Annotated in this window: 22 protein-coding genes; 4 read left to right on the top strand and 18 right to left on the bottom strand. The window is 48.9% G+C overall.

Annotation, left to right across the window (positions count from 1 at the left end; all coding sequences use genetic code 11):
* Position 1: 1 nt before the first annotated feature.
* The 12 genes from HCH49_RS04560 to HCH49_RS04510 form a co-directional block, all read right to left on the bottom strand.
* Complete coding sequence (locus HCH49_RS04560; RefSeq protein WP_221702258.1) at positions 2 to 1,309, bottom strand: terminase large subunit domain-containing protein; 1,308 nt, start codon at positions 1,307 to 1,309, stop codon at positions 2 to 4.
* Positions 1,287 to 2,276, bottom strand: coding sequence for a terminase small subunit (locus HCH49_RS04555; protein WP_221702257.1), 990 nt, complete (start codon positions 2,274 to 2,276; stop codon positions 1,287 to 1,289). The genes HCH49_RS04560 and HCH49_RS04555 overlap by 23 nt, the downstream gene beginning before the upstream one ends.
* 77 nt (positions 2,277 to 2,353) lie before the next feature.
* On the bottom strand, positions 2,354 to 2,527 hold the full coding sequence (locus HCH49_RS04550; protein WP_065419808.1) for a GnsA/GnsB family addiction module toxin: 174 nt from the start codon (positions 2,525 to 2,527) through the stop codon (positions 2,354 to 2,356).
* 964 nt (positions 2,528 to 3,491) lie between these two features.
* Positions 3,492 to 4,010: a hypothetical protein gene (locus tag HCH49_RS04545; RefSeq protein ID WP_221702256.1), complete on the bottom strand. Its 519-nt coding sequence runs from the start codon at positions 4,008 to 4,010 to the stop codon at positions 3,492 to 3,494.
* Entirely contained in the window at positions 4,007 to 4,543 is a 537-nt protein-coding gene (locus tag HCH49_RS04540) for a lysozyme (RefSeq protein ID WP_221702255.1), read from the bottom strand. The genes HCH49_RS04545 and HCH49_RS04540 overlap by 4 nt, the downstream gene beginning before the upstream one ends.
* A complete protein-coding gene (locus tag HCH49_RS04535) occupies positions 4,543 to 4,845 on the bottom strand; it encodes a hypothetical protein (protein WP_221702254.1) in 303 nt (100 codons plus the stop codon). Before HCH49_RS04535 ends, HCH49_RS04540 begins: the two co-directional genes overlap by 1 nt.
* A 1,156-nt stretch (positions 4,846 to 6,001) precedes the next feature.
* A complete protein-coding gene (locus HCH49_RS04530) occupies positions 6,002 to 6,835 on the bottom strand; it encodes an antitermination protein (protein WP_221702253.1) in 834 nt (277 codons plus the stop codon).
* The gene (gene rusA, locus HCH49_RS04525; protein ID WP_221702252.1) at positions 6,832 to 7,194 is read right to left on the bottom strand and encodes a crossover junction endodeoxyribonuclease RusA; all 363 of its coding nucleotides are present in this window, start codon (positions 7,192 to 7,194) and stop codon (positions 6,832 to 6,834) included. Before rusA ends, HCH49_RS04530 begins: the two co-directional genes overlap by 4 nt.
* A gap of 2 nt (positions 7,195 to 7,196) precedes the next feature.
* A complete protein-coding gene (locus HCH49_RS04520) occupies positions 7,197 to 7,397 on the bottom strand; it encodes a hypothetical protein (protein ID WP_221702251.1) in 201 nt (66 codons plus the stop codon).
* A 4-nt stretch (positions 7,398 to 7,401) separates the two neighbouring features.
* A complete protein-coding gene (locus tag HCH49_RS04515; RefSeq protein WP_221702250.1) occupies positions 7,402 to 8,004 on the bottom strand; it encodes a DUF1367 family protein in 603 nt (200 codons plus the stop codon).
* A 39-nt stretch (positions 8,005 to 8,043) separates the two neighbouring features.
* Positions 8,044 to 8,286, bottom strand: a complete 243-nt coding sequence (locus tag HCH49_RS22170; protein ID WP_248180792.1) for a hypothetical protein — start codon at positions 8,284 to 8,286, stop codon at positions 8,044 to 8,046.
* A 107-nt stretch (positions 8,287 to 8,393) separates the two neighbouring features.
* Complete coding sequence (locus tag HCH49_RS04510; protein WP_063441146.1) at positions 8,394 to 8,618, bottom strand: DinI family protein; 225 nt, start codon at positions 8,616 to 8,618, stop codon at positions 8,394 to 8,396.
* A 350-nt stretch (positions 8,619 to 8,968) separates the two neighbouring features.
* On the opposite strand from HCH49_RS04510, the gene HCH49_RS04505 reads away from it, so the two are divergent.
* Together HCH49_RS04505 and HCH49_RS04500 are read left to right on the top strand one after the other, a co-directional pair.
* Positions 8,969 to 9,133 carry a YnfU family zinc-binding protein gene (locus HCH49_RS04505; protein WP_213730115.1) on the top strand — a complete coding sequence of 55 codons (165 nt, stop codon included), beginning with the start codon at positions 8,969 to 8,971 and terminating at the stop codon, positions 9,131 to 9,133.
* A gap of 139 nt (positions 9,134 to 9,272) precedes the next feature.
* Positions 9,273 to 17,855 (top strand): GH36-type glycosyl hydrolase domain-containing protein, encoded by an 8,583-nt coding sequence (locus tag HCH49_RS04500; protein ID WP_221702249.1) that lies wholly within the window; start codon positions 9,273 to 9,275, stop codon positions 17,853 to 17,855.
* 17 nt (positions 17,856 to 17,872) lie between these two features.
* Here HCH49_RS04500 and HCH49_RS04495 read toward each other — a convergent pair whose 3' ends face one another.
* Positions 17,873 to 18,106, bottom strand: a complete 234-nt coding sequence (locus HCH49_RS04495) for a hypothetical protein (protein WP_039262743.1) — start codon at positions 18,104 to 18,106, stop codon at positions 17,873 to 17,875.
* A gap of 152 nt (positions 18,107 to 18,258) precedes the next feature.
* On the opposite strand from HCH49_RS04495, the gene HCH49_RS22355 reads away from it, so the two are divergent.
* The gene (locus tag HCH49_RS22355) at positions 18,259 to 18,435 is read left to right on the top strand and encodes a YnfU family zinc-binding protein (RefSeq protein ID WP_213730113.1); all 177 of its coding nucleotides are present in this window, start codon (positions 18,259 to 18,261) and stop codon (positions 18,433 to 18,435) included.
* A 539-nt stretch (positions 18,436 to 18,974) separates the two neighbouring features.
* Positions 18,975 to 19,883: a kdo(2)-lipid IV(A) palmitoleoyltransferase gene (lpxP, locus tag HCH49_RS04485; RefSeq protein ID WP_047647981.1), complete on the top strand. Its 909-nt coding sequence runs from the start codon at positions 18,975 to 18,977 to the stop codon at positions 19,881 to 19,883.
* Between the two features lie 326 nt (positions 19,884 to 20,209).
* Here lpxP and HCH49_RS04480 read toward each other — a convergent pair whose 3' ends face one another.
* The 5 genes from HCH49_RS04480 to HCH49_RS04460 form a co-directional block, all read right to left on the bottom strand.
* A complete protein-coding gene (locus HCH49_RS04480; RefSeq protein WP_047647982.1) occupies positions 20,210 to 20,428 on the bottom strand; it encodes a hypothetical protein in 219 nt (72 codons plus the stop codon).
* A 119-nt stretch (positions 20,429 to 20,547) separates the two neighbouring features.
* On the bottom strand, positions 20,548 to 21,234 hold the full coding sequence (locus tag HCH49_RS04475; protein ID WP_063441150.1) for a replication protein P: 687 nt from the start codon (positions 21,232 to 21,234) through the stop codon (positions 20,548 to 20,550).
* Positions 21,231 to 22,148 (bottom strand): replication protein, encoded by a 918-nt coding sequence (locus tag HCH49_RS04470; protein ID WP_221702248.1) that lies wholly within the window; start codon positions 22,146 to 22,148, stop codon positions 21,231 to 21,233. Before HCH49_RS04470 ends, HCH49_RS04475 begins: the two co-directional genes overlap by 4 nt.
* Before the next feature lie 84 nt (positions 22,149 to 22,232).
* Positions 22,233 to 22,784 (bottom strand): toxin YdaT family protein, encoded by a 552-nt coding sequence (locus HCH49_RS04465; RefSeq protein WP_073001176.1) that lies wholly within the window; start codon positions 22,782 to 22,784, stop codon positions 22,233 to 22,235.
* A gap of 2 nt (positions 22,785 to 22,786) precedes the next feature.
* Complete coding sequence (locus tag HCH49_RS04460) at positions 22,787 to 23,014, bottom strand: transcriptional regulator (protein ID WP_221702247.1); 228 nt, start codon at positions 23,012 to 23,014, stop codon at positions 22,787 to 22,789.
* Positions 23,015 to 23,083 lie beyond the last annotated feature (69 nt).

The raw sequence follows: 23,083 nt of genomic DNA, 5'->3' as shown, positions 1-23,083 counted from the left end.
ATCAGAAAGTGGTGTCCATGGTGATTGAATATGCCGGTTTCACGATCGGGTAATCCTTCACGATGAAGTACCCACCTGCATCATTGGGGTGATCGTTATCTGCTGATTTGTCTGGTTCGCCATTTGCCGCCCAGATTTGTTGTTCAAGGCTTTCGGTATAGACCGGGCAGTTTTGCACGTTAACCAGATAGCGGCGTTCGCCGTTGGCGTTGCAGAACATGGCGTTCATCGAGTTGATGCGGTCTTTAACCGGCGGGTTGGCATCATCTACAATGACGCTGAATCCGGCATCGTTGAGCTGAGCAATATCGGTCTTGCTGGCGTTCTGGGATTTGCGTGAGTCCCCTGATGCATCCGGATAGATGTAAATCTCCCGGTTTTTAACGTAGCGACCATCCTCGTAGCGCCAGAACTCTTCCTGAATGCGCTTAATCATCGCCGGCGTGTCATAGATCTTAACCAGCTCACGAACCGCACGCGGCAGGCCATTACGCTTAACGTGAACAATCGCGGCCATTTTTCCCACGTTGAAGTCCATACCAATGAACAGCGGATCCCCATCCTGAATCTCGTCAGAACAGTTATTTAGCTTACGGTTGAAGGTGTGGTAAATGGTCCCGCTGTTAAGGTTGGTGAACTTCCCGCGCAGATAGGCCTGAATCAGTTCGTCAGGGTAAGAGCTCAGCAGCGATGGGATGTAATCAGGCGGTAGATTCTTCGCATTGTCGAACGTGCTGGCCTGAATCAGTCCGTATAGAGCCGCAAGCTCTGGCTTTTCACGCACAGCCTTCACGAACTGCTGGTAGACGAATTTGAAGCCTTCCGGCGTTGTCGTGACGTCAATTCCATTTCTCAGACCGGGAATGTTGTAACGCATACGGGCGATGATTTTTCGCCAGGCCTGCTGCGCTTTGGCAGCCGCCATAACGTCCAGCTCATCCACCATCGCATTACCAATTTTGAAGCCGACTATCGAGCCGGGCTTCTCCATCGAGCGGCAGATGGTTGTCCCGCGGTAGCGCCGCCCCTCGTAGAAGTGAACCTCTTTGTTCCCCTCGTTGATTTTGACGCTCAGCCCCCAGTCAAAGGCCACCTCCTCTATCGTCGGGTAGAAGATGTCACGAATCTGCGGGTACGTCGGCGCGAAATAACCCTGGTTGATTTTAGGATGCTCCCACATCCCTTTGCAGATGCCCCCACAACCCACCCACGTCTTACCGGAACCGAACCCAGCAACGTAGGCTTTGAATTTGTGCTGCATCGCGAGGAAGCGCGCCTGAGGAATGTTAAGTGTCGGGCTGATCCCCATCGTCTGCCCTCGCATCCACTACGTTGATATTGATCTGCACTGGGGTTGGTACATCGTCCTCACCATCACCGGCCAACTCTTTACGAAGCTTTTCTACCTCCAACTGCCGGCGCTCGATTTCAATCTGCTGCAGGCGCTGCGCGAACTCGCTATCAGCTAGGCCAAGGCGCTTCATTACCGCTTCGAACATCCGTTCGCGACTTATCGCTGTGATTTCGACGCCATTTTTGCCGACCTTCACGCCGGAGTAAGCGAGCCGTGAGACTGGAGGGAGTTTGCGGGTATCAGGGAAGTAAGGCTGGCCGATGCCGTCACCATTGCAGCGCGGGCATTCAGGGTTAGGCTTACGGTTGTGGTCGTAACCGTAACCGCCGGAATCTTCGGGTTCACGTCTGTCAAGCTCAACAGCCTCGAGTCTTTTCTCCTCAAACTCCACGGCATCACGCCACTGGTAGTGGTGACTGAACCCCCAGCAGTATCGACACGCGCCGCGACGATATTGTGAGAGCTGGTTTGCATCGAAGGTGGCGAGCTGCCACATCTGCGCAAGGACTTCATCGGCACTGCCAAGCGTGCGAACAATGGAGGCTTTTTGCTGCTGCGCAATTGCCTGCGCAACGTTAGGATTCGCTATAAGCTGACGACCGTAGTTTGGGTCACTATAACCAGCACGTGCAGCGGCGGCTGTGGCGTTGTTGTCCTTCAGGTACTCCGCTACAAATAAGCGCTGCTGAGCGGTAAGCCCATCATCATCCACCAGCTCATTTGCGCTTTTATCCTTTTGCGCAGTGCGCATTTTTTTCTGCGCAGGTTTTTGCGCAGTTTGCGCAGTAGGCTTTTTGATGTATCGGCGGGCGGTAGCGTAATTAAGTCCCTGCGCTTCACACCATTCCTTCGGTGATACGCCTGTTTTGGCATGTTCGGACAGGAACCGTTGCTGAAGCTCGCCCCAGTCCGGTTTTGCCATATTTTTTCCTTGCGTCACTCACTTTCAAATAGCAATAAAAAAGGCCGCATGAGCGACCTTGTTTTGTGAAGTTACGATTAAAGGAGTTTGATTTTGACCTCGTACCCTTCAAGACCTGTCATCGCTTCACGAGCGATAAACTCAATTTCGGAAACTTCATGGCCTGTTTTTTTTCGTAACTCTGAAATTTTTTTTGATATGAGGGCAGAAATTTCTTCCTCTGCCTTGTGCGTCAGTTCTTCAATTTTCATTATTACCTCTTTTGGCCGTTTACTATTTCCACTATCAAGTAAGGCGACAGTTATAGATAAGCTGCCTTTAACCTAACTGTATGTAAATAGTAGACTACCTGTGTTACAGATGCTGAATGGGCTAACGTTCAGCTTGTCCCCTATGGGGTCCCAAGCGTCAGTGATGCCCCAAATAATGATAAAAAAAGCTCCTTCATCATTACAAGAGCTTTTGCCACATGGTGCAGGGTACATCCTTGTGAATCGTCGCTTAGTCACCGGAAGCCCGCAGCCTCATTTGTTCAAAATTGGCGCATGACAAGAAGAACAATCAGACACATCACTGCCGCTATGAACAGGGCAATTCAAAACCTTCCGCTACAGTGAAGCCAGCTATTAATGATTGCCGTTTCCGCCTGAGATTGATAGCGCAAGATGAGGGGCTTCACGTTATTGCATTTAAAAGTGCATTTAATTTGCAATATCTGAGTGAGATGTTATTTTGCCTAAGCCTTAGAGCAAGAAGCACATAAACATAACAAAAGATTCAACTCATAATTGCCCCTCACAAGGGGCATTTTTTATGGCAGAACGCAGTTCTACCCATTCCTATTTGTGCATGTAATTTCGAGTAAAAATCAATCTGATTATTGGGAATATCATGTGAAGCATATGCAACAGGTAAGTACTATTAAAGGCTGCCAGCCTGAGGAAATTCCTAATACTTTTCGCTTACGCTTGTTGATTATTGGTTAACTGCCAGGCTATCCAAGACTCTGATGCGGAGAATGCCAACTCCAGGGAATCATCGATAAAAAGAGCATGTGAAACTGAGACTCCTGTAGCCCTCCTTGTGGGGGCTTTTTTTGGAATTGATGCGCTTCCCTTGTGAAATATTGAGTCTTTTCTAGAATTTAAAGGTGCTTTGCTATGTCAGGTAAAGCCGTCGTTAAGAAATACCCGTGTGCTCAAGGATGAGCCATCCCTAGTTTTTCCTTTCCAGCTCTATCTGCCGTATACCAGCCAGGTTATTGTTGCCCTTCTCAATCACGGCCAGCAGCGGCTTGATCCAGAGCACTGCCTGGCAGTACGTCATTGAGCTGGCGGCAGCGGCACGATCATCGGCTGTGTCAGGTCTGTGGGTATCGGAGTACAAGGCGCTGGCACGTAAACGGTGCGCGTATTCGAGCAACCCACCAGCAATGTCAGCAGGAACAGGCAGATTACAGGTTTTTTCACGACGGAGAATCTCCCGGTATTCGATTATGGTTTCTTCTGTACTGATGTCGATCAGGGAATTCAGCCTGTTGGCTTGTTCCGCAACCTGATTGAACCGGTTGAAGTTGAATGCTTGGGTGGCGATTATCTGCTCCTGCAGAGCATTGTCACTGCGCAGAACCTCGTTATCACGCTGCAGGCCGTTGGCGTCTGAGCAACTTTTAACGAGTGCGACTGAGAGACCAGCAATAACCACAACCGCGATTGGTAAAAGATAAAAGTTCACTGGTCTATCCCCCAGCACGCCAACGCACTTTCCTGGTCTCGCCGTTCTACCTGACCGTAGCAGCCGTTCTTCTGGCCTTTAGTCAGGCGGCAGTCGCGGCCACCGTCTCTAATCCACCAGCGAATTGCCTCGCATGCTCCGCGGCGGTCACCGGCATTAATGCGCTTATAAAAGGAGGACGGGAAGCACTTACCCGGCCCGATGTTGTACGGACAGAAAGAGGCGATCCCAGCTTTCTGCGGTTCGGTAAGCGGTACCGAAATATTGCGGTCAACCCATGCCAGAGCCTTATTGCGTTCGATAGCATTCACCTGATTGCATTTGGCCTGTGTCAATTTCATGCCCTGCACAACCGGTTTACCATCAACCATCGTTGCGCCTCGGCAAATAGTCCAAATACCACCGCCATCTTTGTACGCCGTAAGGCTGTTACCCTCTTTCTCATTCAGAAACTGATCGAGAATGACTGATGCTGGCGCTCCAGCAAGTACCAGCCCCAGAACTGCAGTACTAAGCTTTGCTCTGGTTCCCATCACTCAGCTTCCTTTTGTAATGCCTCAACGACCACGCTTGCAGCAGCAGGACGCTCGTGAAGGGGTTTATCACATACGCCTTTCAGGTAGTCATTGACCATTTTTGTTCGCTTCTCATCCTCTCTACGCCTGCGGTTTGCATCCACCCGCCCGTTAATGTAGGAGGCAAGCGAGATAAGCAGACCAGCAGCGCCAAAAAACATGAACACCAGATCCTGAGTGGTAAACCCAATTGCTGACGCCAGAGCTGCTACCCACGCGAAGAACTGCGTGAAGATGTTCCCTGAATCATTCATTTTCATGGTCTCTCACCTCGCTTTGTGCGGGTGCTATTGCTAGAAATAAAAAAGGCCGCCATATGGCAGCCTTGTGAGGGTTGTAACCTGCTGGAGCTTCCCTCTTCTGAGGAATGCAATAAATTAAATAATCCTTAAGAAGAACTATTTAAAGCTTTAAAACAATTAACTATTCGCATAGTTTTTAGATGTTATCATTTGCGTTAAGTTAAAAACTTATCCTCAAAGGGATATAAGAAATACAAGCGGGTAGCACTGGCATTATTAATGCGGAGAAGATTGATGTCGTTCTCCGCACTTTTTAGTGCACTGAGCAAGCTATCAAATATCTACCTGCCACTACATCAGTGCCAGAAACATGATCAGACATTCAGCCCCCTCTTGCTCTGCCTCCCCATACAGAAAATTTGAGTGGATAGATAAAAAAAGCCCGCTCTTTTGGAGCGGGCCAATCAGTTGACTATTTGTAAGGTAGGTGTGATTGAAACCAATGACTCAGTAGTGAAGCTGTATCGGCTGATTCACATAAGGTTCAGGAGAACCACCGAGCATTCAGTAACTTCTCACGACTTAAAGCGTAGCAGTAGTTTTCCAAGTCATAAAAAAAGGCCTGCGTTTTATGGCAGGCTCTCAAGGAATTTGAAACTTGTGTTGTTGTTTTCATGGTGCCGGGTGCCTCCCGGTGACTCTACCCCAGTCAGCAAAGACGCGCGCATACCTGCAGACAGCAGTTGACTGGTACGCCCTTTCGCATAGAAAGGATTCACCACGTGAATAAATTACGATGAATTCATTCGCATGGTCAATATGTCTTGCTATGGGCACTCTTAAAACGAGGGATAACAAAAAAAGCCGCCGATAGGCAGCTTTGAAAAATGTTTGGCTCAGTTTTCATCAGGAAAGAAGATAGTTTGTTGCGCCGGGTGCCTCCCGGTGAGAATGACACCAGTAAACATTCCCGCGTCTGAGAGGTTTCCTTTTCAGGTAACTACTGGAACGCCCCACCGCAGAGGGGGATTCGCAACACTCACAGTATAGACATAGAAACTTAAAAAGCCCCACGGGGTTAACCGCGGGGCTTTAAACGAAGGCAATAACCCATCGTTAGAGGAAAACTACCACAGATTCGGGAAAAGTAAATAGCTCACGATAAAATAATGCCCTATTTTGTTATCTGCTTAAGCTGCGCATCAGCCCAAGCCTCTTCGATATCAAACTTGGTGATTAGCTGATCGTAAAATGGCTTAACAGACTTTTTCCAAGTATCGAGGCTGATTGCATCCGTTATCTGACACACCGCGGCGTAAGCCTCAGTTGATGGAATTCTTTCATACCCCCGCCCACTGCAGCGTTTGCAATCAGCCAGAACCGGAACGCCCTGCTGTTTTGTAAGAGCCTGATTAATGGCTTTCCCGCGTCCATGACAGTCATTACAAGCACAACTAACGACCCTCTTCCCCTTACACTGTGGACATAGAACTCGAGTGACTTCCCTAACCTGCCTGTGCACCTCATAGTCGGAAGGACGAATATCTTCGATGCCCATTTGCAAAGACATCTTCACGAACCTCTTCTCTCTTGCCGGAGTGTGAGACTTCATGCTGAAAACCTCAGCGTCAATAAACCCTTCCCCATTGCATCCATCGCACTGCTTTACGCTGGCGGCGCTGCGGGAATAATCCTCGAAAGCGAAGCTGGCCAACCGATGCATCACCAGTGGCTTAACCCTGGCATCCAGTTTGCGCAGAGCAGCCACCCGATCGCACTTGGTCAGCGCATACTGAGCCAGCAACGCAATCGCCCTCGCCCGATCGTTGTAACTGATTCCCATCTTTCCGAGAAAGGCGCTGTAGCCCATGGCGGCATGTTCTTGGGTCATGCCCATAGCGGCCATGATATCCGTCCCGGTTAATGAGTCTGACGCCGTTGCACGCGGAGAGTCGCTGATTATTGTCGATTTGGCGAAGTGATATTTGAGGGTGTTTTCAAGGTTCATGCGGTCTCCATCTCAGTAATGGTGAGTTCTAATTTCCCGCCTTTAACGACAGGCATTTTCACAACGCGATAGTCGACAACCTGGCAGTCATCCAGCCAGAACCCCGCCTTGGTTAAAGCGTCGAATACAGCTTTCTGCAGGTTATCCAGATCGCGGCGCCGGCGGTCGGGCATATGACATTCAATGCGGATTTTGAGTGGTTCAGCCGTTCGGATATTTAGCCGGGCGCTTCGAATGACACTGGCCACGGCATAGCGGTACGCGACGCCATCAGCACTAATGTGTGTACGCCCGCGGTTGTGCCGGTAATACCGGTTGTTGCTCGGCGGCCAGGGCAAAGTGATTTGATATGTTTTCACGTTCACCCCCACATCCGGTTTCGCCAGCGGCTGTCCGGGCGCGCTGGTGTATTTGAGGTCGGCAAGAATGCACTGACAGTCCAAGTCACGTAATCCAGGTTAAGGCTGCGCTCAACCCGAACGCCGCGCGCTTTGTAACGCTTAACCAGTTCGTCAGCCTGTTCGGTGCTGCAGTCGGTATGATGGAACCATGTCTTCTTCATTCCATCACCCCGCGAAGCCAAGCAGCTGCGCGGCGACATTCTCAGCCTCATCACGACTGCGGAATGAACGGGACAAGACCCAGCGCCATAGAACATCGAGCGCAGCTCTATAGAGCTGCTGAAACTCGAGCTCGTCCATGTTGGCAAACGAGATGCTTCGAGGATGTTTTTTGAGTGTTCCGTCTGGCAGTTGAATGGCATCAAAGTGCCCCGCCTCAACGATCACCCAGGAGCGGTAAGCGTCAAAGGATTTGCACAGACTAATGCCATTCGTGACGCGCCGGTAAGCAACCTGCTCAAGATACTGCTCAGCAGCATCGATCAGCGCGCCCTCATTCCCGCCATAAGAAGCAAGGAATTTTGCGTAGCCGGTGATCAGCTTCCGCTCGTTACTTGAGATGGCCCCGCCGGTTGGTTCCCAGTATTCAAAACCGAGATTGAGTAGCGCGAAAAAACGCCGATGGAACGCCGGGTTACGTACCCGCCTGAACTCGGCAACAAGAACATCGCCGAGCCGGGTTTTGGATTGCAGGATATAGCTGGTCTCGGGAGTAGCCGGGATCAGTATTCCTGAATGGTGTTTGATAAGTTGTAATTCTAGCGCCATGGTTCTCTCCGTGGCGCATCAGGTATAGGGCGTTCAGGCCTATGAAAGAATAATATCAGACGGTGGTGTAACTCGGTACCCCAGTCGTTTTGCAAATTGCATAAACCCGTTGAGAGTGAAGATTTCTTCCTCGTCGAGTAACGGTCGTAATGAAACTATTCCATTTACTCGATAAACCAGATATCTCCCTTCCGCCGGGAAGCTATAGATAACTGCTTTATCGGCCCTTCTGACCACGTCGTACCATTGATCATCTGCATTAAAGGCATCTGCACTACACACTATTTTCCCCCAGAGCGACTTATTGACACGGTAAACAGTAATCGGGAACAGCCAGGGGAGCGCAAACAGCAATACTCTTTGAAACTGCTCCAGTGAAATTCACGCGATTAATTAAACCACTCGTCAGCGCTTTCCCAGGTCTCCTGCACGATATGTTCGACCTCTTTCTTGTCACCCCCGAAAACAGTCAGCCCATCATGGCTGGCACGCTTAATCGTAAGCTGGCAATCATCAAACTGCTTGCTGAGCCTTTTCAGCAGTTCTGACTCGAGCGCAGGTATAGATCCATCAGGAAGTTTCTTCATGCGATCAATGGTTAACTCGATTTTCATTTTTCCCTCCGCAATGAATTACTGTATGTATATACAGTATATTTATAAACATATCTTACGGGTTTTGCAACGCTTTCAGAACATCGAATTTGAATCAACCGATTTTTCTTGTAGAACAAATCAAGTGTTCAATCCAGGCGGCAACCTAGATAAAACTGATCTCGCGTCGCAAAATAACATAAGGATTTTAAAAGGTTGGAATTCATTCGCTTCTAAATCGGACATGAAAGCGATGTGCTAGAAAAGAGAAAAAAACATCACTTATGTTAAAAAATTGGGTGACTTTTAAATTGGTTTAATTTTAGCCAGATGTGATAGAGTGAAATACATTCATTGAGAGGCTAATCATCATGTCTGTTATCGATTACGCAATGAAACTTTTTGGAAGCGTATTAACCACCACCGTCACCTGCCCTGTTTGCGGATTAAAATCCGCTCAGTCTTCCTCTAAACTGCGTCTAAAAAGCCCCATGCTCTGTCCGGGGTGTAAAGCACTTTTTATCTCTCCGCGCTAGCTTCACAGCCGATGTTCTACACTTAATATAATATCAGCAGTTGTCAAAATCCCCGATGCCTTACGCCCATCCTGAGAGAACGTTTCTGAACTGATTTCGCATCTGCTCCTGCGCGTTAACGTAGCAAAAGAGCAACCCTATGAAAATGAAACATATCGCGTGGTTTAAGCGATCTCGTATTCTGCCCGAAGGCAGCGCACACATATCAGCCACAGTCAACGATTGGGGAGGAGAAAACTATTTACGTTCGGAACTGTTTTCTACCCCTCAGTTGGAACGCTTTGGAAAAAAACTGGCTCGTACGCACAAATTGTCTCCGGAAATACTACCGTACTACCTTCTTAAACGACTAACTGACAATGAAACGATAATTACGCGATGTTGCTATCTACTCAATGCAGGAAAAAAAACGAGTATCATGCCCGCAGGTGAGTGGCTGCTGGACAACTATTACCTGATTGAAGAGCAGATTCGCATGGTACGCCAGCACTTACCGAAAAGCTTTGGTAAGGGTCTTCCGCTACTAGCCTACCCGCATAGATGTCCCAGAATTTATGACTTAGCCTCAGAGGCCATAGCGCATGGCGACGGACGCTGGGACACCAGCAGTCTTACCAGTTATATTTCCGCCTATCAAGAGGTGACACCTCTGACGTTGGGGGAGATATGGGCTTTGCCAGGAATGCTGCGTCTAGCGCTGATTGAAAACCTGCGTCGTGTGAGCAACGAAGTGACCCAAGCCCAGCAGGAGCGAAATCTTGCAGATATGTGGATAACGCGGATTTTTGATTGTGCAGAGAATGCTCCCGCCGACCTAATTATGATTGTTGCCGATATGGCGCGTACTCACCCTCCGCTGAGCAGTGCCTTTGTCGCTGAAATGGTTCGTCGTCTGCAGGGACATGGCAATGCTCTTGCACTCCCTCTGAATTGGATTGAACAACGTCTTGCAGAGCAAGGTGTTACAACTGAGGTCCTGATTCATCGCTTCAATCAGCAGCTTGCCGCCAGCCAGCTTTCCGTCAGTAACAGTATTTCGGGTTTACGTCTGCTGAATGAAACGAACTGGTCTGATTTTGCAGAGACCATCAGCGTAGTCGAGCAAACATTACGCCTTGACCCAGCTGGTATATATCCTCACATGCACTTCGACACCCGAGATCATTATCGCCATGTGATTGAAACGCTTGCCAGGGATGCGATCTTAAGTGAGCCGGAAGTTGCAAACCGTGTGATGGCAATGTCTTGCGAACCGAGTCTAGATCCTGAGCACCGACATATCGGTTATTTTCTGCTTGGGGGTGGAAGGCCACAACTTGAAAAACTGTTGTCAGCTGAAAGGTCTCTATTGAAACGGCTGCGGCAGAGTATGAATAAATCGCCCCTTCTGTCATGGCTTGGTAGCCTGAGTCTTTTGACCACGGCCGCTTCAGCTACCATATTGTATGAAACTGCACTACAGGGTATATTCTGGCTGCTCATCCCCCTAGCACTCCCCCTTATTGTTGCCATTAGTCAACTCGCCAGCGATATGCTTAGCGAAGCAACGACACGCTTTCGTATTCCCAGGCCTCTGCCGCGGATGGACTTTTCAAGTGGGATACCAGTTGAATATGCCACAATGGTTGCGATCCCTTGCATGCTGACAAGCTATGAAAGCCTCTGCAAACTTCTCTTCCGCCTGGAAGTCTGCAGCCTTGGCAATCAGGATGAAAATCTCTGCTTTGCACTTCTTACCGATTTTCCGGATTCATCAACTGAGGATACCGAGGAAAACACTGTCCTTTTAAGGCAAGCGATTGCTGAGATGCAGAGACTTAATCGGCGCAACCCTAGCGGCCGATCTCGATTTTATCTACTGCACCGCCAGCCGGAGTGGAACGATTCGCAGAGAATCTGGATGGGATATGAACGCAAGCGGGGCAAACTAGCTCTTCTTAACAGCTGGTTACGCCAACCGGGAACCCAGTTTTCGAGCGTTGCAGACCTTCCCTCGCAGGCTTTGCCCGGACGGATTAAATATGTCATCACTCTTGACAGTGATACGCTCCTGCCTCGTGATACAGCCCATAAACTGGTGGCCACAATGGCGCATCCGCTGAACAAACCAGTATATGATCCAACGTTCCAACGAGTCGTTAAAGGGTACGGAATTTTACAGCCAGGCTTAGCAGAGGAAATGCCTCTTTACGGTCAGGGGCGCTACGCCGCCATGCGCAGCAGCGTCCCGGGTAATAATCCCTATTCGATGATGTCTTCAGATATATATCAGGATCTTTTCGGCGAGGGATCGTTCGTAGGCAAAGGTATCTATGACGTAGATATTTTTGTCCAGTCCACTGCCAACGTCTGTCCGGAAAATCTCGTACTCAGTCACGACCTGCTGGAAGGATGTTACGCCCGCTCTGGTCTGCTGAGCAACGTTTTACTTTACGAACAATATCCAACTAATTATCTCTCAGACGTCGCACGTCGTACGCGCTGGATCCGAGGAGATTGGCAACTGCTCAATTGGCTGAGGGTTCGGGTCAGAAAAGCTGACGGAAGTAGGGAAAAAAATCCATTGTCCATCCTTTCTCGCTGGAAGTTATTGGATAATCTCCGACGCAGCCTGGTAGCGCCGTCGATCATGCTGCTTGTATTTAGCACGCTGCTCTGGCTCCCCAACCCTTTATACTGGTTTAGCGTGCTAACGCTAATATGGTTTCTTCCTGCGGCGCTTAGCATAGCATGGGATCTCGTTCATAAACCGCACCGCCGTCCCCTTAAACAACATCTGCAACTGGTTTCAGCTGGAGCCTTGAAGCGCGTTTCACGTATCGGTCTCACATTTATGATACTACCCCACGAGGCCGGTTACTCATTATACGCTATTGGAGTTACGCTTTGGCGACTAGGTATAAGCCAGCGTAACCTCAACCAATGGGTAAGCTATAACCCAGATAACTACCAATCCAGTATCTCTGTTTTAGGTTTTTATCGGGCAATGTGGCTGAATGTTGCCTGCGGTCTGAGTCTCGCATCACTAGCATTGGTGTTTGATCCGCTGATGATGTTCATTGCATTGCCCATTAGCGTCGGGTGGTGCATATCTCCCATTATTATGGCTTGGCTGAGCCGCCAACCCGCGTGTAAGCCCTTTTTGCCAGATCAGAAACAGAAACTTCTGCTGAGACAGACAAGCCGAGAAATATGGTCTTTTTTTGAGACCTTCGCCACAGCGAAAGAAAATTGGCTCCCCCCTGATAATTACCAGGAAATACCGCAGCCGACGATCGCGCACCGTACATCTCCAACCAACATTGGGTTATCACTACTGGCTAACCTTACTGCTTGGGATTTTGGCTATTTGCCAGGCGGTAGCGTCTTACAACGCATAACGCTCACGCTCGACTCTCTTGATAATATGGAACATTTTCGTGGTCATTTATATAACTGGTATGACACTCGAACGCTTGCGCCGCTGAGTCCACGTTACGTATCAAGCGTGGACAGCGGTAATATGGCCGGACATTTGTTAACTCTGCGTGAAGGGTTATTAGCCATGCGAAACCAGCCCATTTTGAATGTCGAAAGAATACTTGCAGGGTTAATCGATACATTATTACTTCTTGAAAAACACTGGGGGCCGGGGGCACCGGATTCGCTTAAAGAGCTTCAAAAGCAGTGTTTCAGCTCAGCGGAACTACCTCCGGGAGCTCTTTACAGCGAACTTAAAAAGATGCGAACTCAGTGCAAACATCTCACCGCTGCGAGTCAGCAGGAAGGCGATCTTGTGGTGCGCTGGGCCGAACATCTGGAGCATCAGTTGGTTGAATTATGCCACGAATGGTCACATCTGCTCGCGTGGATACCCCCTACATACCAAAGCGAGACACTGCCAACACTAAGCTGGTTGGCGCAGAGTACCGATACCGGAGAAGGAACGCCTCCTGCACCAGTAATTACTCACGCCCGTTTGCGGCTGGATATCATCAGCGAACTTGAAAAGAGATTAAATGACCATGCACGAATGGATTTTGCCTTTCTCTACAGCGAAGCTACCAGCCTACTGAGTGTCGGATATAACTGCGACACAAATACCGCCGATAAAAGCCACTATGACCTTCTGCCCTCTGAAATCAGGCTGACAAGTTATCTCGCTATCGCGACAAATCAGCTTCCGATGAAAAGCTGGTATGCGTTGGGAAGGTTGTTCACCAATATCGACAATGAAACCGCGTTGATGTCATGGAGCGGCTCGATGTTTGAATACCTGATGCCGAATCTGGTGATGCCAAACTGGCGCGGCAGTTTGCTTGATGAAATGGGCAAATCCGCAGTGACACGCCAGATTAACTGGGGCAAGGAACGTGGCGTACCATGGGGCGTCTCTGAGTCCGGCTATCATGCATTTGATGTCCAGAGTAATTATCAGTATCAGGCATTTGGGGTACCTGGACTCGGTCTTCGCCGAGGACTTGCGGACGATATGGTTGTCGCGCCGTATGCAACACTACTGGCTCTGCTCGTTTCCCCCCAGAAGGCCTGTGAAAACTTGCTTAGACTGGAGCAGAGCGGCGCACATGGCGAATACGGGTTTTATGAAGCGCTGGACTACACGCCATCGCGGCTTGCTACCGGGCAACTGTACGCGGTTGTACAGTCCTGGATGGCACACCACCAGGGGATGGGATTCCAGGCGCTAGCGCATATCCTGCTTGATGCCCCAATGAGCGAGCGATTTATGACAAGCCCCACCTTTATGTCGGCGAATCTTCTTTTGCAGGAACGCGTCCCGGATTCAGTCGATCTTTACAGCCCTCGCCGTCATTTTGAATCCCATGAAGGAAGGGTTAAACCGGTGCGATATGAACCGAGAGTTTTCAGTCATGTAGACAGCCCTACTCCGGAAATACAACTGCTCTCAAATGGGCATTACCATTTGATGCTGACGCCAGGTGGTGGAGGGTACAGCCGTTGGAATTCGATTTCAGTTACCCGCTGGCGCAGCGATACAACCCGTGATAACTGGGGATCGTTCTGTTATATCCGTGATCCGCATACGAATGAGGTGTGGAGCAATACTTGGCAGCCCATGGGCGGAAATGCGAACAGCAGCGATGAGATAATCTTCACCGACGCAGGCGCAGAATTCAGGCGTACCTTGGGAGCCCTAAGCGTTAGGACACAGGTTGTGGTTTCCCCGGAAGATGATATAGAGCTGCGGCGTGTCACCCTGGTACACCATGGCCGTCTACCGCGAACGCTTGAGCTAACAACGTATGCTGAAGTAGTGATTGCTCCAGAAACCAGTGATCTAGCGCATCCGGCATTCAGTAATTTGTTCATTGAAACTGAGATTGATCACAGTCGGGACGCTATTCTTTGCCATCGACGACCGCGTTCTCAAGATGAACCGAGCCCATTTCTGTTTCACATGATGGTGGTGCATAGCAATGATCATAATGAAGCCTCGTTTGAAACAGACCGAGCTAAGTTTATTGGGAGGGGCAGAAGTCCGGCTGATGCCGCTGCTATCTATGCTAACGGGCCGCTCAGCAATACTTCCGGTGCCGTGCTGGATCCTGTACTAGCGATCCGACAAGTTGTGAGACTCATGCCAGGCATTCCGATAACGATTGATATCGTTTATGGCATCAGTGAGAGCCGTCAGCAAAGCAAGGCATTATTGGAAAAATACCGTGATTACCCAATCGCTGAGCGTGTTTTTGAGCTTGCCTGGTCGCACAGTCTGGTAGTGCTCAGGCAGATAAATGCTAGCGAAGATGACGCAACGCTGTTTAACCGACTCGCTAGCGCTGTGCTCTATTCCTGTCAGGAACTACGCGCCGACGTTCAAGTCATAAGCCGTAACCGCCGCGGTCAGTCCGGACTGTGGGGCTGGGGTATTTCAGGTGATCTACCGATTGTACTGCATAGCGTGACCAGCGATGAGAGTATGACCTCTATCACTACACTGATTCAAGCTCATCGTTACTGGCGACTAAAAGGGCTTGAAGTGGACCTTGTTATCCTCAATAACAGCGCCGGTGGCTATCAGCAGGCCCTACAAACACTGATTATGGATTTAATCTATGCCGGTTCAGAAGCCAGCCTGCTGGATAAACCTGGCGGCATTTTTGTCCGTAACGGGGAGCATTTGTCTTCCGAAGATAAGCAATTGTTGATGAGCGTTGCATGTATGCATCTTGACGATCGCGCCGGCGGGCTAAACGAGCAACTTAATCAGCGGCTCCACTCGTCAATTAAACCGCAAAGGCCATTTGTACCTTTTGTCACTGAGGGAAGCAATCGACACGAAGACTGGACGCCGCATATAGAACATATGTTCAACTTCAATGGGCATGGAGGGTTTTCTGAGGATGGACGGGAGTATCAGATTATCCTGAAGGAAAATGTTCCAACGCCGGCCCCTTGGTCAAATGTGCTGGCAAACTCCTGTTTTGGTAGCGTCATTTCAGAAGCCGGACAGGCTTACAGTTGGTATGAGAACGCTCATGAATATCGTTTAACCCCCTGGGAAAACGATCCAGTAAGCGACCGTAGCGGTGAGGTTTTTTATATTCGTGATGAAGAGAGCGGAACGGTATGGTCACCCACGACATTACCTGTGCGTGGCCGCGGGGATTATTTAACCCGTCATGGTTTTGGCTACAGCGTATTCGCGCACCGCGATAGTGGTATAGATAGCGAGTTGACAATACTGGTTAGCGAACACGATCCTGTTAAGTTGGCACTTCTGACGCTTAGTAACAATTCGGGCCGCACGCGCAAATTATCGGTCACAGGGTACGTAGAGTGGACGCTTGGGGAATCACGCTCGCGTTCTGCTCCCCATATCGTTACACATACGGTGATCGTGCCGGCTGGTAGTGGAGTTACAGCAAATAACTTTTACGGAGCTAACGGCGAAGGACGCATTGCATTTTTCGCTGTCAACGATCCTCATTGTTCGTTGACAGGTGATCGCCGAGAGTTTATTGGCCGCAATGGCTCTTTGCAAAAACCGGCCGCAATGAAGCTTCGCAGTTTATCGGGAAATACGGGCGCCGGTTTGGATCCATGCGGTGCAGTTCAGTCTGTTACCACCCTAATTGACGGTGATCAGAAGACCTTTATTTTTGTACTCGGCAGCGAGGAAAACTCCGCCCGGGCTCAGACTATACTCGCTCATTATTTGGATGAAAATATCGTTCGACAGGAGTTGGACAATGTCCATCGTCACTGGCACCGCATGCTGGATAAGATAGTGGTCAATACACCAGACCATTCAGTTGATAAGCTAGTTAACGGTTGGCTTCTGTATCAGACAATGGCCTGTCGACTCATGGCGCGCAGTGGTTATTATCAATCGGGTGGCGCATTTGGTTTTCGGGATCAACTCCAGGATACATTAGCACTGACCCACGCTGCACCGGAACGCCTGCGCGACCAAATAGTACTATGTGCGTCAAGACAGTTTATTGAAGGCGATGTGCAGCACTGGTGGCATCCACCTCACGGTAACGGCGTACGCACGCGATGTTCAGATGATTTTCTCTGGCTCCCGCTCGCCGTCTGTCACTACGTCGACACTTCTGAGGATATCGGAATACTAGAGCAGATGATTCCTTATCTGGAAGGACGTCAGCTCCAGCCTGGAGAAGAGTCCGTTTACGATACACCACTAATCAGCCACACCGAAGAGACGCTATGGCAACACTGCGTTAAAGCCATTAAGCATGGGCTTCGTTTTGGACAACATGGTCTGCCGCTAATGGGCGCTGGCGACTGGAACGATGGGATGAACCGGGTCGGCATCGAAGGAAAAGGTGAAAGCGTTTGGCTCGGGTTCTTCCTGTTCGACATTTTAAAGCGTTTCGCGACGCTCGCTGATCGTCAGCAAGATAAGCTTGTAGCATCGCTGTGTCGCACGGAGGCGGAACACTTGCAGAAAAATCTGAATGCGACAGCCTGGGACGGGGAATGGTTTCGGCGTGGATATTTTGACGATGGAACGCCTTTAGGCTCCAAAAGTTCTCAAGACTGCCGGATTGATGCAATAGCTCAAAGTTGGTCCGTTTTATCCGGTGCGACTGACTGTGGACGTGCCGGTAAATCAATGCAGGCTCTGGACAAGCATTTGGTAAATTCCGAATCCAGGTTGATAAAGCTACTTTCGCCTCCATTCGATGGACACGGACCAAATCCCGGTTACATTCAGGGTTATGTGCCTGGTGTGCGTGAAAATGGCGGGCAATATACTCATGGTGCTATCTGGGCCGTGATGGCATTTGCCCGAATGGGAAATGCAGAGCGTGCGTGGCAACTCTGGTCACTGATCAATCCAATAAACCACGCGTCTACTGACGAAGAAGTTGCGATTTACAGAGCAGAACCATACGTAATGAGTGCAGATGTTTACAGCATCGCGCCACATACTGGACGTGCAGGTTGGAGTTGGTACACCGGATCAGCGGGTTGGGCCTATCGTCTTCTTACAGAAGAATTGATGGGCATAAAACGTTCCGGTGATATCTTGACCATACATGCCCTGTTACCAGCAGAGTGGGAGTCTTTTTCTCTGACATATCAGCATGACGAAAGTCATTACGAGATTACCATTACACGTGGCAACGGGGAGTATCAGGTCATACTAGATGGTATCGAACTGTCTGATGACCGAATACCTTTAAAGCAGGATGGTCAAAGACACATAGTAGAGATCACTCAGAACTAAGGGATCTTAAGAGCGCATTAACGCCTACCGTTAATGCGCTGATTGTCTCTAAGCACTTCAATCGCAGTCTGCATAGCAACTTTATCATCACGTCTTTTTTGCTTACCTTGCATGACTTGAAGATACTCGAGCAAGGTCCGGGTATTAATCGGCCTTCCCTGTTTACCCACAGCAAGCACTGCTTCACCTAAAATAATTTTTACTGGCGGCAACTGCGCTGGGTACCAGTCAAGAGTGTCTTCTGATTTCATCATAAATTTCTCATGGAAGGATATTGTAACATAAATCAAACTGTTGTTTTCTAAAAGCTCATATTTTATTCAGCAATAAATATTCATAACTTAACCCGACAATTTATATTTTAAAGCGTATAATAAATATTATATTTTTCAGAGGTTATTTTATGTCATTTACAGAGGGACTTAGACATTTTAAAGAAAGACCGGTCCATGTTGCTTGCCCGGTATGCGCATACAGAGCCAATCAGAAAGCAGGTAAACTAAGAAAAAATGCTGTTCTGGAATGTCCTGCCTGCGGACTGTTGTTCAGGCCATCAGAATGCTGGTGCATCGGCGGCTGAACAGTTCCTGCAACTTAACTGATATCTGTAAATGCCAACATTCCTTTTATAGTATAGTGGTAGAGGGCATTATGATGAAAGATAAAAAATCTGTTTTTATTGAAGGAGATATACTTTCGAACAGCTGTCATGGACAGATCGGTCAACATTTCTATATCCACAGAGTGAAATTTAGCAATGGTAAATATGCAATTGTTCGGGAAGCATCAGGGATATGTTTCAAGCCAGGCGAAGTTATTCAACGAAATGATTGCTATTGGTTTTATAACTTAATCCCAATTCGTCTTCTATCTTTTGAGTATGTTGGGGAGGATGAATCCAGAAGGCAATTCCTCGAATATCGTTAATAACCCATTGAGTCTTATAGAAAAAGAATTTTTTTCGCCTCACTAAACCATTTAGTGAGCATCCACTCCCACACGCAATCTGTCCCCCTGAATTCAGAAAAAAACTCAATTATCTAAATGAAACGTTCCGCTGAAAAACAAATTTTCAAATTATCCATGTGCATTACAACCTTCATTAGCTTAGGGAAATTTATGTCACAACTCTTTACATACAAATTACTTCATCCCCGCCACTGGTTTTCCTGGGCAGGCTTGGCACTTCTGTGGGTTATAGTCCAACTTCCTTATCCGGTTTTATATACTCTTGGTTCCGGTCTTGGAAAAATCTCCAGGCCCTTTTTAAAACGTAGAGAAAGTATAGCGGTTAGGAATATTGAACTCTGTTTTCCCGATATGACTCCGATTGCCCGAAGCCAGATGATAAATAATAACTTTGTTTCTCTCGGGCTGGGACTGATGGAAACTGGCATGGCCTGGTTCTGGAGCGATGCGAGAGTCAAAAAGTGGTTTGACGTAGAAGGGATTGAAAACTTGGCTAACGCAACCGGAGGGGTAATGGTTGTCGGGATTCATTTCATGTCGCTTGAACTATGCGGAAGAGTAATGGGGTTATGCCATCCAATGATGGCAACATATCGGCCGCACAACAATCCATTGATGGAATGGGTTCAGACAAAAGGACGTATGCGTTCAAATAAAGCTATGATTGATCGACGTAATCTATCTCGCTTAGTTCATGCACTCAAGGCCGGTGAAGCTGTGTGGTTTGCACCAGATCAGGATTACGGGCCTAAGGGGAGCGTTTTCGCACCCTTTTTCTCGGTAAAAAAAGCAGCCACAACGAACGGAACGTACGCACTTTCAAAACTCGCTGGAGCAAATTTGATCACACTTAGCATGATTCGACGGAGCGATAAAAAAGGTTATCATATGTATATCAGTAATCCATTGTTAGGATATCCGGAGGACGATAATATCGCTGCAGCTGCTTATATGAATAAAATCATCGAGCGTGAAATCCTCCGCGCCCCTGAGCAATACCTGTGGATGCATCGAAGGTTCAAAACGCGCCCAGAAGGAGAAGACTCTTTATACAAATGAATTTTTCACAGAATTATTCAAATGATTGTCCAGTGGACCTTTCTCAACACCACTCGCACCTCATGCTAGCTTTCATCCGTTCATATTCCGTCCTTAGCAGTTCAGAGGTGTAGGATCCAATAGAGCGGCCAAAGCTAGGATTTCGTACTGCCTAATCCTCAAGATAAAAAAGGTACCATGGGAAAAGTGATTAATATGATTGAGTTATTAGACAACTATTTCTCCGCGCATCACTCAGTCAGCATCAGTCACTTCAGCTACGCTTTATGTGTTCAGCAATGAGCATGTGGTATAAAAAATCTCTTTCGGCTCAATAGCAGTAGCGCTCACGCTTGCATCCCCTTTCCCCTTGCCAGGTTGATTCTGTCAACGCATTCCCTCAATGCTTTGACTTGCTCCGAAGAGAGTTCAGTTTCATCAATTGTGGCCAGAAGCGCGTTGAGGGAGCGCTCAATATCGTTTTTAGTCAACCGTAAACAGATAACCTTAACCCAACGTGGCGAGAACTTGCTGAGGCCGATTGCTCTTGTGATTCGTAATTTCATGCCATGCCTCTTTGTCGCCAGAGGAGGCGACTTGTAACTTGTTTATAACACGTTGTGGAAACAAAGCCTTCTACTCATTCGCTGTATGGTACGAATCTGAAGAATCTTTGCTCGCACAGTTAAACTCTCCCTTCATCTTTTAGGCGCGCGTATTTAGCCTTCAGAAGTTCAGCTGGCGTTGGCCCCCTCGGAGCCACTGGTGCTGCCAACGCACGACGAACAGGCGGGATTGGTTTCCCGGCCAGCACCCGCTTTTCCCACATATCCAGAATGTCGCCGGCTTCATGCTCGAGTTCTTTGTGGCACAGTTGACCATCAGTTCCCCGGCGCCGCAGCTCGAGGCAGATGTGATAGTAAATGGGTTTAGGCCAGGGATACTGCTCACTGCTCGGATACCGGAACACCAGCTTGCGCCACTTCCAGTATTCAGCCATCACGTCTGCGGTGGTGATCCCCAGAACACAACGCCCTTCCCTGCACCACTTGATGAACTGACCTGGCGACGGCAAAAACGGGCGTTCCTGGCGACGCACCGCGCGCATGCCGGCCTCTACCTGCTCCATGCTGGTGATCCCGTTTTCTTTGAAGGCCAGCACCCACTGACGGCGGATCTCGTTCACGTCTTCTTGGCTGCGATTAACTAGGCTTGCCGGGAACGCGGCCGCCAGCTGTACGAACAGCCCGTTGATAATCTGCGCCACCTGCTGCGTTTGTTCGCGCTCGGTGTGCTGCTCAGACAGGTTATGCGCCACACGGCGAGCCTGTTCCCGGTCAAAATTGCGAATGTTCTCTGCGAGGTTTTTCATTCCAGCACCCCGTCAATCCAGTCGGTGTTATGCAGGTCAATGCCGCCCCGGGAAGGTTTTACCGTTCCGGTTGCACGCAACCGCTTGGTAGTGAGCTGATCCCACTGTTTGCGCAGACTCGAGGGGCTCAGGATATTGTCTTTCCAGAACTCGTCCCGGTTGGCCCACTGGAACAGGTCACAAATTTCGTAGTGAGTGCGTTTGTCCTGGACACGCATCAGCCTGATGGTGTTTGCCCATTCAGCCCAGTTTGGTTCGGATAGCGATGCGTTGACGGTGAGAAGCCTGTCGTAAATCCAGCGTGCGGCCTTGAGGTCGTCAGCGGATCCCCATGATTTACCTGCCGGGGTGTATATCCCGGCGGCAGCTTCAGGATGGCGAGAGAGAAATTTTTGAGTTTTCTGGTTTCGGGATTCGTCAGAATTCCGAGACGAGGATATTTTAATATTGTTCTTGTTATAGTCTTGGGTGTCTACCGTTTCCGGGAAGGTTTTTCCCGTTTTCGGTAACACTTTTCCCGATTTCGGGAAGGTTTTTCCCGTTTTCGGTTTGTCTAAAATCCAGGCAGAAAGGTCAGTATTTATACCGACGATTTTCATCACGCCCTGCTTCTGACTGAAGATAATTTTGCGTTCTGTGAGCGATTTGAGCGCATCAGAAACATGCGAATCACTCAGCCCTGTAAGCTCAGAGATCACCGTGTTCGTAACGCGGTCTTGTTTCTTGTTCCAGCCGTAGGTAAGCCAGATCACCGCCTCAAAACACTGCCACTCCCGGCCTGACATTCTCAGACGAGGCTTGAGCTGTTGGATCTCGTTAGCAACCTTGGTATACCCGTTCGACAGGTCGGCCATACGACCTCCCGGTTGTTCGGTTCTGTGGGGGAAATTGATAATTTCAGCTGTGTTTGACATACTTAGCTCCGCAATTACACTCCGTTTTTGCACCTGAAAGTCGGTTCTGTTCGCGCAGACCGGCTTTCGCCTTTTCTGAAGTCTTCATATCGCCCCCAGCATGGTTGTGACCATCGCCAGCAGCGGCGCTGTAAGATCCGGATCGACTCTGAACATTTCGAAAATCCCCTCGCCTAACTCCTTAAGCTTTTCCTTCTTCGGTGCATCGAGCATCAAAGCTTGCTTCGCCTCACTTACCTCTTTTTCTAATCTGGCCATGCGATGTGCAAAGGAGTCGTTCTTTACGACACGGTCGCGGTATCGAAGCGGTAATACGGACATGATCGCTGGCACCAGCAGTTCAACGTTCTTTCGGTACGATGCGGAGTCTTCTTTGTTGTCGAGCCAGCGGAACAGCTTCACGTTCCAGACATCGGCCTGGCCAGAAAAATCTACGCCATCAAGTTGAAGTTCTTCCGCCGCTTCTTGGATTTGAAGCGCAACAGCTACGCGCCCTTCTGCCGCTGCCCACGCCCTGACTGCAGAACAAATATCTCGATGATCAAGATCCTGCTCTGCCGATTCGCTTTGATGACACGGGAATATCATTGGATTAGAGGAAGCTCTGCTACTCTGTTGAAATGAAACAGTTTGCATAGTTAAGGATCCTGTTTAGGTAAACCGTCTGTTGGGTTTGGGTAGAGATCTGGGCGCAGCTCGTGCGGAGTTACGCCGGTAACCCCATAAATTTGCAAAACTCGATCTGCCGGTACGACACCCTGATATCGATTTCGCCAATGACTAACAGTCATGGCGCTTACGGTTAGCAGTTGGGCTAAGCGCGTAGCATTTCCTGCTTTGGTAGTTGCTTTATCAATTGCTTTCATAAATAGCTCCTGTAACAACAACGCAATTAAACATATTGTTTATGTTTGTGTCAACATTTTGAATATTGA

Origin of the sequence: Enterobacter sp. Y17, assembly GCF_019730495.1 — a bacterium.
GTDB lineage: Bacteria > Pseudomonadota > Gammaproteobacteria > Enterobacterales > Enterobacteriaceae > Enterobacter > Enterobacter asburiae_B.
The sequence above is the reverse complement of the archived record's forward strand: the minus strand, read 5'-3'. Positions and strand labels throughout refer to the sequence as shown.